The 12830-nt window shown below is 38.7% G+C and carries 12 protein-coding genes and 1 pseudogene; 5 read left to right on the top strand and 8 right to left on the bottom strand.

Going from position 1 to position 12830, the window contains the following annotated elements; translation table 11 throughout:
- Positions 1 to 109: 109 nt before the first annotated feature.
- The 3 genes from ACOZIR_RS24675 to corA form a co-directional block, all read right to left on the bottom strand.
- Entirely contained in the window at positions 110 to 835 is a 726-nt protein-coding gene (locus ACOZIR_RS24675; RefSeq protein ID WP_045292006.1) for a response regulator, read from the bottom strand.
- Complete coding sequence (gene dcuS, locus ACOZIR_RS24670) at positions 828 to 2414, bottom strand: DcuS/MalK family sensor histidine kinase (protein ID WP_045292007.1); 1587 nt, start codon at positions 2412 to 2414, stop codon at positions 828 to 830. The genes ACOZIR_RS24675 and dcuS overlap by 8 nt, the downstream gene beginning before the upstream one ends.
- A gap of 154 nt (positions 2415 to 2568) precedes the next feature.
- On the bottom strand, positions 2569 to 3534 hold the full coding sequence (gene corA, locus ACOZIR_RS24665) for a magnesium/cobalt transporter CorA (RefSeq protein WP_045292008.1): 966 nt from the start codon (positions 3532 to 3534) through the stop codon (positions 2569 to 2571).
- A 151-nt stretch (positions 3535 to 3685) separates the two neighbouring features.
- Between corA and ACOZIR_RS24660 the strand changes: the two genes are divergently transcribed.
- Entirely contained in the window at positions 3686 to 4141 is a 456-nt protein-coding gene (locus ACOZIR_RS24660; protein WP_045292009.1) for a ferritin-like domain-containing protein, read from the top strand.
- Between the two features lie 54 nt (positions 4142 to 4195).
- Here ACOZIR_RS24660 and ACOZIR_RS24655 read toward each other — a convergent pair whose 3' ends face one another.
- Entirely contained in the window at positions 4196 to 5362 is a 1167-nt protein-coding gene (locus tag ACOZIR_RS24655) for a M20 family metallopeptidase (RefSeq protein WP_045292010.1), read from the bottom strand.
- Between the two features lie 143 nt (positions 5363 to 5505).
- Between ACOZIR_RS24655 and ACOZIR_RS24650 the strand changes: the two genes are divergently transcribed.
- Positions 5506 to 6561 carry an aromatic acid exporter family protein gene (locus tag ACOZIR_RS24650; RefSeq protein ID WP_045292011.1) on the top strand — a complete coding sequence of 352 codons (1056 nt, stop codon included), beginning with the start codon at positions 5506 to 5508 and terminating at the stop codon, positions 6559 to 6561.
- A 32-nt stretch (positions 6562 to 6593) separates the two neighbouring features.
- On the opposite strand, the gene ACOZIR_RS24645 is transcribed toward ACOZIR_RS24650, so the two are convergent.
- Complete coding sequence (locus tag ACOZIR_RS24645) at positions 6594 to 8048, bottom strand: alanine/glycine:cation symporter family protein (RefSeq protein ID WP_045292012.1); 1455 nt, start codon at positions 8046 to 8048, stop codon at positions 6594 to 6596.
- A 254-nt stretch (positions 8049 to 8302) separates the two neighbouring features.
- Between ACOZIR_RS24645 and ACOZIR_RS24640 the strand changes: the two genes are divergently transcribed.
- Positions 8303 to 9055 (top strand): lipase family protein, encoded by a 753-nt coding sequence (locus ACOZIR_RS24640; protein WP_052942384.1) that lies wholly within the window; start codon positions 8303 to 8305, stop codon positions 9053 to 9055.
- 25 nt (positions 9056 to 9080) lie between these two features.
- On the opposite strand, the gene ACOZIR_RS24635 is transcribed toward ACOZIR_RS24640, so the two are convergent.
- Entirely contained in the window at positions 9081 to 9569 is a 489-nt protein-coding gene (locus tag ACOZIR_RS24635) for a DinB family protein (RefSeq protein WP_045292013.1), read from the bottom strand.
- A gap of 346 nt (positions 9570 to 9915) precedes the next feature.
- On the opposite strand from ACOZIR_RS24635, the gene ACOZIR_RS24630 reads away from it, so the two are divergent.
- A complete protein-coding gene (locus tag ACOZIR_RS24630; RefSeq protein WP_014461889.1) occupies positions 9916 to 10071 on the top strand; it encodes a hypothetical protein in 156 nt (51 codons plus the stop codon).
- Between the two features lie 133 nt (positions 10072 to 10204).
- Here the strand turns inward: ACOZIR_RS24630 and ACOZIR_RS24625 are convergent, their stop codons facing one another.
- Positions 10205 to 10729, bottom strand: coding sequence for a type 1 glutamine amidotransferase domain-containing protein (locus tag ACOZIR_RS24625; RefSeq protein ID WP_025752860.1), 525 nt, complete (start codon positions 10727 to 10729; stop codon positions 10205 to 10207).
- A 306-nt stretch (positions 10730 to 11035) separates the two neighbouring features.
- On the opposite strand from ACOZIR_RS24625, the gene ACOZIR_RS24620 reads away from it, so the two are divergent.
- A complete protein-coding gene (locus ACOZIR_RS24620) occupies positions 11036 to 11458 on the top strand; it encodes a DoxX family protein (protein ID WP_045292014.1) in 423 nt (140 codons plus the stop codon).
- 68 nt (positions 11459 to 11526) lie between these two features.
- Here the strand turns inward: ACOZIR_RS24620 and ACOZIR_RS24615 are convergent.
- A pseudogene (locus ACOZIR_RS24615) lies at positions 11527 to 12689 on the bottom strand (M20 family metallopeptidase).
- Positions 12690 to 12830 lie beyond the last annotated feature (141 nt).

The raw sequence follows: 12830 nt of genomic DNA, 5'->3' as shown, positions 1-12830 counted from the left end.
TTTTTTACTCTGTTATTACCAACCATACCACTTAAAGCACTGGCACTCTACAGTAAAATATTCTCACACCGACAAAATAGCAGCGTACTTCTATGACAGATCGATCTTTTTATTTTTCAAAATCAACGAGGTAGTGATGCAGCAAGTGACGGTTTTGTTCATTGTATAAGTACGCATACACAGGACGTCCTATTGTGCCGTAAGTCATTCTTTCTCCAAGAAGACCTATATCTGTTAGAAATTTTAAATATTTCCGAATAGACACTCTTGAAATTCCCGTTTTTTCAGCCACATCATCGGTTGAAAAAGGATAATCTTTAAGATGCACAATGGCTTCTACGATGACTTCTAATGTTCCTGTCGTTAGACCCTTAGGCAACGGCTCTACCGGAGCTTCTTTTATTTTTTTATTAGACAGCAGCCCGTCTAATTCCTGTTGATTAAGCTGAGGTTGCTGTTTTAACGTACGAAATGTTTGTTTGTAAGCCGAAAGTGCTTGATAAAAGCGTTCAAATGTAAAAGGCTTAATCAAATAATCAATCGCTCCGTAGCGTAAAGCTTGCTGAATCGTTTGGGCATCCGAAGCAGCGGTGATAAAAATGACGTCTATTTCCTCTTGTTTTGTTCGAATCTCTTGTAAAACTCTCAAACCGTTTTGCCCAGGCATAAAGATATCAAGCAGCACTAAATCAACTTGATGTTCATTTACCTTCACTAAGGCTTCATGACCCGAATGAGCAACAGCGACTACTGTAAACCCCTCTATCTCTTCAATGTACTTTTGATTAAACTGAGCAACCATTGGGTCATCTTCAACAATTAATACTTTAATCAACTTGATCTCTCCTTGTTTCGTACGGAATATCAATATAGAATGTGGTACCGCTATTTATAAATGAGTCAATGACGATTTGGCCACCTAGTTCATCAATCGTTTGCTTCACTAAATGCAGCCCAAACCCTCTGCTCGTTCCTTTTGTAGAAAAGCCTTTTTTGAAAATCTGATTCATTGTATCGGAAGGAATGCCGCAGCCTGTATCCGTGACTTGAATCGTAAGTTTATTGTTTTTATACACAAGCATAACGGACACTTTTTTAGAGGCTTGATGACAAACTGAATCAATTGCATTATCAATTAAATTTCCAATAACGGTAATGAGATGATGAGTAACGTGTGGATCTGAAGGTTCTGGAATAACTTCATCAGCGGAAAACGTCAGTTCTACGCTTTCCTCTCTAGCATAACTCATTTTGCCCATTAGAAACCCTGCCAACGCATGATCTTTAATAGATTTAGTCACTGAACTAGATTCATCGACACGGTGATTAACAAGCTGATGAATATACGTTTTTAGCTCATCATAATAATTCATCTGCACCATTCCTAAAATCACATGAAGTTTATTCATAAATTCATGCGATTGTGCTCGAAGCGCTTCCACATACATTTTAACACCTGTTAGCTGTTCTGCTAAGATATTAACTTCTGTTTTATCCCGAAACGTAGAAAGTGCCCCTACAATCTCTTCGTTTACCACTAGCGGAACCCTATTAACTACAATGGCTACTCCATTTATGACTTGCTCTTCATCATAATGGGATTCCCCCGTAGACAAAACGTCGTCCAATCTGGAGGTGGGCATATACTCTCGAATAGACAAACCGATTGGCTCTGGTGCTAATCCTGCTTTAACAAATAAGCGGCGTGCAGAACGATTAGCAAGTGTAATATTACCTTCTTTATCAACAGCTATCACTCCTTCACGAACCGACTGCAGCATAGTGCTTCTCTCTTCTAGAATTTTAGCAATTTCAGAAGGTTCCAAGCCAAATAAAATTTTCTTTATGTAATTCGCTAATAAAATAGCACCAAGAACGCCTACAAGTAAACCAATTAATGAACCTAAAACAATTCGACGATGCCCATCTCTAATGGCTTCATTTACATTATTCAAAGAAATCCCCACAGCTACTGCGCCAATTTGTTGATTTTTCTCATTATAGATGGGTGCAAAAGCGCGCAGAGATTTATCAAGCGTTCCTTTTGATACAGATACATAAGATTTCCCGTGCAATGATTTTTGCTCATCGCCTCCGGCAAACCTCTTTCCTATCTTTTTAGGATCTGGGTGAGATTGGCGAATTCCATTCATATCTATAACAACGATAAACAAGACGCTTGATTTTTTACGAATTCGTTTAGTAAACTCCTGAATTGACTGAGGTGTTTTTGTCTCTAGTCCTTCTTTCACGTTCGTTGATTCTGAAATAATTGTAGCAATAGTCCGAGCTTTTTCAGCCTGTTGATCTCGAATATTTTTTCCAATTGAACTGCTAACTAATAAATCCGTCAACAATAGCGATAGAATCACCACCATGCATACAAGCAACACCGTGATGCTTCGCAGCCCCATTCTTCCCTGTTTCACATTCTTCCCTCGCTTCCCTGCTTTTCTTGTTTATAGCACAAGAAAAAGATCTTATCTAGAGCCAGATAAGATCTTCGCTTATTTAATTTCATTTTTACTGAGTTGATTAACATTTATACAGGAAGGTTAACAATCTACTTTATAGTTTAGGTCCTTTTCTGTATTTGAACCATCCCATTTTATAAAAGGCAAAGACCATTACGCCTACAAGCCCAATCATAATGCCCAGTACAATAAAATAGTTATATTTTCCCGTCAGTTCCGGCATATATGAAAAGTTCATGCCATAGAGGCCAGCAATAAACGTCAACGGTAAGAAAATAGCTGACATAAGCGTTAGCGTAAACATGATTGAATTCATACGATCCGAATTAATCGACATAAAGCTTTCTCTAATATCATTTGACAAATCCCTGCTTGCCTGCATAATTTCAATCATATTTAATAGGTGGTCATAAATATCATTAAAATAGCGAACCTGCTCTTTTGCTTTTAACGCATTAGTTGACATAATACGATACATTAAATCTCTCATGGGGTTTAAAATGCGGCGCATTCGTGACAAATCACTTCGGATGTCATAAAGCTGCCTCATTAATTCATCCATAGGTTCGTCTTTTGCATTGTCTTCAATATCATCTATGTGATCTTCAAATTTATAAAGCACAGGGAAATATTCATCAACGGTATGATCTAAGAGTTCATACATGATATCCCATGTTCCATCTTCGGTAGCCTCAGGATCTTTTTTGATAAGCTCCCACACCCTAGCCACGCTCGTTAGCTTATCCATATGGTAAGTGACTAAAAAGTTATCTCCTACAAACGCAGATACTTCTAAGTGCTCAAGCTCTTCTTTATGAAGTGCATAATAGACTAAAAAATAATGCTCATCATACAACTCAAATTTAGCTCGCTGACCTTGATTCAAACAGTCCTCAACTGCTAAAGGATGAAAATTAAATTGTTCAAGCTGCTTTTTTTCTTCCTCGGTGGGATTGTAAAAATCAACCCAATACCATTGAAAGTCATGGCTTGAACGGATCTCATTCATTTCTATCTCTTTAATAGATCCTTCTTTGGTTTTAGCTACAATTTTAATCATAAGATAACCTCTGTCTTTTTTGATACTATTCTCTGCACATACCCTTTTTACCATTTTGTTAAACTTTTTTCTTTTAATGTACGCCTTTTGTTGTCTATACATACGATGATGGTGACGACAAGAGAACAAAACGGTGAGGAGGTATATCCATATGTATGAATTTCACTCCCGGCATGAAGAATATTGGGAAGATGATACAAGACTAGACGAACAGCTTTTAAGAGATATAAACAAAGCTGTAAATGATGAGTTTTCCGCTATTCACTACTATACACGCCTAGCAGAGCTGGCTCCTAATAATCAGGTTCAACAAGCTATATTAGGTATTCGGCAGGATGAAATTAAACACTTTGACTGGTTTTCTAAAGCCTATTATGATTTATCAGGCAGCTACCCACAGATTTCATTAAACATAAAACTGCCAAATACTTTTCAAGAAGGGGTCTCTGAATCCATTAAAGATGAAGTAGAAACCGTTCCATTTTATCAATCAATCGCTAGAAGAATCACAAATGCTCGAATTCAAAGCCGCATTGTTCGAGCTGCGAGCGATGAACAGCGCCACGGCCAAATTTTTCAAACCATTCAGTCCCACTTCTCATACTAAATAATACGCTTGCGACTGCAAGCGTATTATTTAGTATGGTTTTATCATTATCTCTTACTTTGTAGCATTAAATTCTTCTTTGATTTTTTGGAGCAGCGTTTGATTTGTTAATACGTCATACCCTGTTAATGCCATTGTTTTTGCCCCGAGTATCATTGCTTCTCTTCCTTGCTCACTTAAAGCTGCTTCTCTAAATTCGTGCGTATGACAAACAAAATAATCATCACAAATTTGAATATACGGATGAATAGCCGGAACAACCTGACTGACATTCCCCATATCTAAAGATCCATGATCGCCTTGGTCTTCCGTAATGCTTTGTTCGCTCACGCCTAATGAGATGAGATTATTTGTATAGACATCGGATAATGTTTGATTCGTTTGCATATCATCATAAGAAAACTCATAGTTTGAGATTTTTAATTTTGTTCCCGTGGCTAAAGCAGCGCCGTTTGCACATGCCTTCACCTTCTCTGTCACTTCATCTACATATGCACGAGTTGAAGCGCGGACATAAAATTGTGCTACTGCATAATCCGGTACAACGTTGGCCGCCTTGCCGCCCTCTGTAATTACTCCGTGAATACGTACATCCGGCTTCACATGCTGGCGAAGCGCATTAATGCTATTGAACGTTTGCAATACACCGTCTAGCGCATTGATTCCTTCATGAGGGGCAGCAGCTGCATGTGCAGATTTTCCGAAGAACTCAAACTGAATGGCATCCATCGCAAGAGAACGCCCGCTTTTTTGGTGACAGTAATAAGGATGTACCATCATAGCTACATCTAAATGATTAAAAATGCCTTGTTCAGCCATCGTTACTTTGCCGCCTCGTGTTTCCTCTGCAGGTGTTCCGTATACGTATATTTTACCGCCTGTTTCCGCCACCGCTTTACTAAGACCAATACCAGCTGCGATTGACATGGTTCCAATTAAGTTATGTCCACATGCATGTCCAAGATCTGGCAGAGCATCGTACTCAGCCATAAATCCAATCGATGGACCTGGCTTTTGACTGTCATAAACAGCGGTAAAAGCTGTTGGCAAGTCACATGTACCGATTTCAACTGTGAACCCTTGTTCTTTTAAAACATCCGTTAATGCTTTGCACGCTTTGAATTCTTCGTGACCAAGCTCAGGGTTTTGTCCAATATATTTGCTTACATCATAAAATGTATCTTGTAATTTATTAATTGCTTCATTTATTAATTGTTTCATTAGTGGTACTCTCCTTTTAAATATTTAAACAAATTATAGTATATTTATTCGTTTTTTGAAAGCTAGTTTTTAAGACAGGTTTTCCTATCACCTTAATATGCCTTATAATTAAAATACTAACTTTTTTAAAGAAGGTATGCATAATGATTAACATAAAAAAATTAAATTTTTTAGGCGGTCGTATTATTAAAACAGGCATTGCCGTCTTTTTGACTGCACTCATCTGCCAATCTATTGGCTGGCCTTATATGCTCGCTGTTATTACAGCTATTGTTACGATTGAACCAACCGCTGCCGACTCTATCAAAAAAGCGTTTATCCGCTTTCCTGCTTCAGCAATCGGAGCGGCTTTTGCCATGCTTTATACATTTCTTTTAGGGGTAACGCCGCTTACCTATATGCTTGTTGCCGTTTCTACTATTATATCCTGTTATAAACTGCGTTTACATGCTGGAACACTCGTTGCCACGCTAACAGGAGTAGCTATGCTGACGATTGTGCACGACCATTATTTCATATCATTTTTAATTCGCCTAGCGACCACTAGTATTGGGCTGCTTACTTCTTCACTTGTGAATATCATCGTTCTTCCTCCTAATTATACACCGATTATTACGAGGAAAATTCAAAATCTCTCAAAACAAATGAGTAGCGTCTTACAGCAAAGAGGAAGTGAACTTTCCCAAGTACATGCTTGCCATAAACAAACAAAGCTTCAATTTCAACACCTTTCTGCTGAAATTGAAAAAATTGAGACGCTTTGTGAATACCAGCGAAAAGAATGGAAGTTTCATCATTTCACTCATACAGCTATGAGAAAATTTCACTATGAATATAAGAAACTTTCTCTTATGCGGCAGCTTGTCTACCATATTGGTAATTTAATTTATTTGCCTGCCCATCAGCTGCAAAGTGCAAGACATCAAGTGATATGGGACACTTTCACTTCCTTTCATAACGTCTTACAAAATGAACAATATAAAAGCTCTTTTCAGCATCAAACGCTTATTTTAACTTTAAAACAAAGGTTTTGGGCACATAAGCAGGAAGAAAACAGAGTGGATCAGCCTTTTTCAACAGAGACAACAATGCTGTACGAACTGCTTGCAATTCACCACCTTCTTGAAGAGCTACACCGTATTCATCTTTTGAAGGAACGCTATAACTTAAACAATTCGCCTGTCTCGCTTTCTTCATAAAAAAATCCTCACATATGTGAGGATTTTCTTGTTTACGAAACCTGTGACTCATCTTTCTTATATTCTTTCTCCCAGTAATCTGCATTTTTAATTCCTAGTTTAACAGGATCAAATACAGGATCTATCCCCTGTTTCTTTTGGGATTCATAGTCTTTTAATGCGACTAATGCAGGCTTTGCTAAAATTAAAATGGCAATTAAATTTAGCCATACCATAATACCAAGTCCCGCATCACCTAATGCCCAAGCTAGTGATGCTTGTTTAACTGACCCGTAGAACGTAGCTCCCAGCAGGACAAGCTTTAATGCAAACATAGCCCACTTTCCGTTCTTTCCACGAGTTAGATAAGCAATATTTGTTTCGGCAATGTAATAATAAGCCATGATCGTTGTAAACGCGAAGAAGAATAGAGCAACTGCCACGAAGCCAGCTCCAAATCCCGGCAACACTGTTTCAATAGCAGCTTGTGTAAATCCAGGCCCTGCTTCTACACCCGGTAAATTTGAAATAATAAATGAACCTCCCGGTCCTTCCGTGTTGTACATGCCTGTGAATAAAATCATAAATGCTGTTGCTGAACAAACGAACAGTGTATCAATATAAACTGAAAAAGCTTGTACAAGGCCTTGTTTCGCCGGGTGTGAAACTTCTGCTGCAGCTGCTGCATGAGGTCCTGTCCCTTGTCCTGCTTCGTTTGAATAAATGCCGCGCTTAACTCCCCAAGAAACAGCTAACCCAACAATTCCTCCAAAAGCAGAATCTAATGCAAAAGCACTTTTAAAAATAAGAGCGATAACTCCCGGCAACTCGGAAATGTTCATGGCAATAATAATAAGAGCTAAAATAATATACCCAAGCGCCATAAAAGGTACAACGAATTGGGCTACCCCTGCAATACGCTTAACGCCTCCAAAAATAATAAAAGCAAGAATAATAACTAATCCTACTGCTGTAACCGTTGGACTAACACCAAATGCATTGTCTATGCCAAGCGCGATGGAATTGGACTGAACGCCCGGCATTAAGATACTCATCGCAACAAGTGCTGCAATGGCAAATAAAATGCCATACCATTTCATACCTGTTCCTTTTTCAATGTAGTACGCTGGACCACCTCGATATTGGCCATCTTGCTTAACTTTATAAATTTGAGCAAGTGTTGATTCGATGAATGCACTAGAAGCACCAATAAAAGCAACTGCCCACATCCAAAATACAGCTCCTGGACCTCCAAACGCGATAGCTGTCGCAACTCCAGCAATATTTCCTGTTCCAACTCGTCCTGACAGTGCTAAAGACAATGCTTGAAAGGAAGAAACTCCTGCTTCTGAACTTTTACCTTGAAACATCAGCATGATCATGTCTTTTAAGTGTCTAACCTGTAAAAACCTCGTTAAAATTGAGAAGAACAAGCCAATCGCAAGACATCCATAAATAACAGGTGTGCTCCATAGCACATTATTCAAACTCGTTACAAATTGCTCCAAACGATAACCCCCTTATTTTTAATTCAGATTATTTTAAATTATAAGTTAAATTATAAATTTTAACAATAAAACTCTAAATTAAAACTTTATTTTTAGTTAAAATACACAAAAAACGTTATAAAATCTTCAAAAATATCCAAAGATAAACCGTTTACATTCTATAATTATAGTTTTCAAAAAAGAGATATTTGCACCTTTCTTCTCACGAACACATAGGCTATAGAAGTTATTTTCTATTAGAAGGTGTGAAAACAATGATGAGAATAGAGCCTTTATTTTATCGTTCTTTAGCTCTAGACCTTCTTTATGCGTGCGTTTTAGCTTATAAGCAATACGCACAGGGAGGCACATTTGATGTACCTGAAGGCTACCGGCTTATTAAATCGTTTAAAGCTTCTGCCGTAGGGGTGCAAGAATGGTTTGGTTTTATTTTAGAATCTGATGACTCTATTGTAATTGCCTTTCGCGGAACTCAATCTGAGGCAGATTGGATTGCTGATGCTCGCATTAGGCAGCGCCCTTATCCATACAATCAACAAGCAGGGCTCGTCCACGAAGGTTTTTTAGCCGTTTACGAATCATGCCGCGATGAAATTTTTGAAACGTATCAGTCCCTTACCCCCAAGCCACTTTATATAACGGGGCATAGCCTAGGTGGTGCACTCGCTGCTCTTCATGCCTTAGATGTCGCCACAAACGCATCTTTTCCGGAAGTTACAATGTACAACTACGGAGCTCCCCGAGTAGGTGATCCTCAATTCGTTCAAACATACACAAATCTTGTTTCAAATAGCCGCTGTTTTGTTAACACGACGGATACGGTTCCTAAAATCCCTCCGAAGCGACTTTATTCCCCTTCCACCAAGCAAACGATTTATTACGATCAAGACCCTCTGCAACTCTCGTTTACGATTCAAACAGGTTCTACCGTGGGGAACCATAATCCCCAAACATACAGTGTTGGTATTTGGATGATGTCGGACTATCCTATTTTGGTCCAAAAATAAAAAAACAGGCGGAATGCCTGTTTTTTTATGCACCAATTGCTGTTTTGATTTCTTCTATTTGTTCTTGATGGCGCTTTTCATGATAGCCAATAAAATCAATCCATTGCTTTAAATCCATTAACCCAAACACAGGATGTGGAAACGATTTTTGCTTTAGCTTGTCTTCACTTGCTGTTTCTTCTAACTCTACTAAAGCCGCTCTTGATTCTGCCAGCTTATTCTTCATTTCTTCTAATGTCTGCTTTTCATTTGAAGGCGTAACTTGAGCCGGTGCATCTACTTTTCGCGAACGGTCTACCGCTAAATGAAACGGCTTATCTTCAGTCGGCTGATCTACACCGTTTTCTAGCTGATCCTTTACACGTGAAACAATCATGCGCTCCATTAAATATAAATGTTCCAATACTTGCATAACGCTCCATGTATTAGATGCTGGCTGCTGATTTAATTGTTCATATGTTAATGATTCTACACTGCTCAATACATCATTTCGAAACTGTTTGTTTTTGTTCATTTTTCATCCTCCTCTAGGATTCCTCTAACTTATCGTATCAAAAAACTCTTCCATATAAAAAAGATATCCCTTTACTTAACCATGTTTTAGCTGCAATTGTTTCACGTGAAAAAATCACATTTTCTATTTGACATAGATCAACTGAGGTGTTATATTTAGATTTCTGGCTTTTCTTTAAGAGCTGGACATAGTGAAAGTAACTTGAAAGGATGTATCGTACAATGCAAGGTAAAAATACTGGCATTCGACACATGTCTTTGAACAAAACTTATTCACACTGGATCGGCTTCGGAGCCGTAAGGATGCAAGAGAGGTAGGGCTTGCGTCGTTTAGGTTAATCGATCATGTGGAAAAACAAACCGCGGCAATGGATGAAATCCATGCAAGCACAATCAATGCTAATTGTGCCCTAACAACAACGAAACATACAAAAACCGTAATCATGGATTTTATAAAGAAAGTAATCATTTTGTTTTTACACTTGCAAAAAGCAAGTTACTGATAAGAAACACGAACAAAAGCGAGCAGATGCATCTGCTCGCTTTTTTAATGATACTTTTTTATTTACTTTATCATTTCTTTTTTTTAGCGGATCTTATAAAAAAGCCGAAACCAATGTGGTTTCGGCTTTTTTCTTATTGCTCTGCTAGTACATCCGCAAATGCTTTTGCATAAGGTGGAAGGTCTGGCGGACGGCGGCTTGAAATGATGTGGCCGTCGATTACGACTGCTTCATCATGCCAAATAGCTCCCGCGTTTTCCATATCATCTTTGATTCCTGGCGTACTTGTTACGTTTCGGCCATCTAAGATTTTTGCAGAAATTAATACCCATCCTGCATGGCAGATTTGACCGATTGGCTTTTGCTGTTCGTCCATATGACGAACCATTTCAATTACTTCAGGGTAGCGGCGCAGCTTATCCGGCGCCCAGCCTCCAGGTACTAAAATAGCGTCATATTCAGCTGGATCAACATCTGTAAACGCGTAGTCCGATACGGCTGGAACACCGTATTTCCCCATGTACGTTTCATTTGCTTTTTCTCCAACTAAATGTACTTCTGCTCCTTCTTCTCGAAGACGCATCACTGGATACCATAGTTCTAGGTCTTCAAAGTCTGCACTAACAAGCGCAATAACTCTTTTATTTTCTAAACGCATCGTAACACCTCCGCCATCAGTATAGCATGTTGGAGAATAAGATTGAAAATAAGGGACTAACTTGTACATAATTAAAGGATTTTTCAAGTTCCCTTTAGGAAACTTTTGTATGCCAAATGATCTAATTTCATATTTTCACTTGACTGAGGACAAACATCACACTACAATGTGTAGTGTGATGTTTGTAATGTTGTAAAATTATCCAAATAAGAAAGAGTTTCTAAATTAATGGCTATATTTCTTTTTTCGGGCTTTCACACTACATAACGTAGTGTTTAATTAAATAAACTTAAAGGAGGAAGTAAAGTGAATAAAAACGTCGAAATTGGTTCACTTATTATTCGTTTAGTATTAGGTTTTACATTTTTAGTACACGGTTTTCAAAAATGGCAGGGCGGGATTGAAAATACAGTAGGGTTCTTTGATAGCTTAGGAATCCCTGGTTTTATGGCCTACATTGTTGCAACGATTGAACTTGTAGGTGGGGTCCTTATTATTCTTGGTCTAGCAACAAGAGTCGTAGCTGCTTTATTTGTAGCCGTTATGCTTGGCGCTATTTTCACAGCCAAGCTTAAAAGCGGATTTGTTGGCGGGTTTGAGTTTGATATCGCTTTAATTGCCATGTCTGCTCACTTGTTCCTTGCAGGAAGCCAGTTCCTTGCTCTTGATGGAGTGGTATTCAAAAAGAAAGAAACTGCCTTTTCTCTTCAAGAAGAAAGCAGTAAGTAAAAAAGAAAACTTATACTCTCCCACTATAAGCTTTCAGATTAGTCCCCGCCTTTTGAGGCGGGCTTTTTTTATATTTGCAGCAGCAAATTCGCAAATAAAGAAGAACGCTCGGACAGCGTATCAATTTGAATATGTTCATATTCCGCATGTATTCCTTTTCCGCATGCTCCTAATCCATCCAACGTGGGAACGCCAATGGCCGCTGTAAAATTCCCGTCGCTTCCGCCGCCCACAGCTGCTTCTTCCAATTTCATCCCGAGTTTGGCCGCGATTGACTGAGCGCATTCAAATAACTCTTCCGTTTGTTTAGACTTCACCATCGGAGGACGGTTCATGCCTCCCGTTACTTCTAGCTTAATCCCTTTTAAAATAGGTGTTAAATTTAAAATAATATCCGTCATGCGCTCGGCTTCTTCTTCGGTAGAAACACGTAAGTCCACGTGCGCTTCTGCATACTCCGGAACTACATTTGTACCGCTGCCTCCGGTAAACGTCCCAACGTTTACCGTTGTACCTTTTTCATAATCAGTTAAGCTCTGCAGAAAAATCACTTGGCGCGCCAGTTCTTCAATGGCATTGATTCCTTCTTTGTGATGATTACCCGCGTGTGCTGCTCGTCCCCATACTTTTACGGTGAAGATCCCCGCTCCTTTGCGCGACGTTTTTAACGCACCTGAACCCGCCACCGCCGGTTCCGCTACTAGCACCGCTTCACTTCTTTGTGCTTCTTCTTCAATATATTTTTTAGAAGAAATCGACCCAATCTCTTCATCTGAATTGCAGAAAAACACAATTTTTTTATCCAGTGCTAAGCCAAGTTCTTGAATTGCTTTAATCGCCCATATAGATTGCACAATGCCGCCTTTCATATCTAAAATTCCCGGACCATAAAGCTTGTTTCCTTCTGTTCTCAAGCTCAGCCTTCCCTTTTCCCATACTGTGTCAAAGTGACCGATAATTAAAAGCTGCTTTTCTCCTTCCCCAATCGTAAATTTCAAGTGGTTTCCTACTTCTTTTTTTCTATGATTTCATACCCTATCCCTAAACGCTTTTGAAACAGCTCCGTTAAATACATTCCACACTGATCCACTAACTCCTTACTGTAAGATGGTGATTCTTTTTTCACAAATCCCACTAGATCTTCGAGCATCTCTTGTTCGTGTTCTTTTAAATAACTAAATACGCTTTGTTCTACCATTACCTGACTCAAATCAATTCCTCCTCCAAACAACCCCTGCTGCTTGTGCATTCACTGCTTTTATTTATTGTACGTATAAGTATGTTCTACGTTTCACATAACGTTCTTAAATTATCCTTAATTATAATGGTTTTCAGACAATTTTCCATCCTTTAAATACAGATAATACTTTAA

Source organism: Priestia sp. D3YE.R1 (assembly GCF_049199565.1).
Taxonomy (GTDB): Bacteria; Bacillota; Bacilli; order Bacillales; family Bacillaceae_H; genus Priestia; species Priestia aryabhattai.
Note: the sequence above shows the minus strand (reverse complement) of the source record. Positions and strands in the feature narration are given on the sequence as shown.